Here is a 314-nt window from a genome sequence, read left to right on the forward strand (position 1 = left end):
TTGTTTCAAAAGGGTACCCTGAATCTCTTTAAATTGTTATATATTGCTTTAGGGTAAAATATAATTAAATCAATGCTAATAACATGGTTTGAAATACCTCGAAAACGTTCGGTAACATAGGATAATGGTGGGCACCAGGATACATTATCGCAAATACAGATGATATCCCAATACGAATGGTAATGCAACTTGCTATGTCGATAAAATAATAAGAGATGTTATATGTAATGAAAGAATCCATTTTGAGTCGTCTTTGATTGGAAACGGATATCATATTCATGATTCGTTTGTTAAACGTATCCATATTACTATGT

1 protein-coding gene is annotated in these 314 nt (G+C 31.5%); it reads right to left on the reverse strand.

Features of this window, described 5'->3' with window-relative positions; all coding sequences use genetic code 11:
• Window positions 1-64: 64 nt before the first annotated feature.
• A partial coding sequence (locus V7183_RS03755; protein WP_335358720.1) for a hypothetical protein occupies window positions 65-314 on the reverse strand: 250 nt, incomplete at its 5' end.

Origin of the sequence: Bacillus sp. JJ1127 (assembly GCF_036965845.1) — a bacterium.
Classification (GTDB): domain Bacteria; phylum Bacillota; class Bacilli; order Bacillales; family Bacillaceae_G; genus Bacillus_A.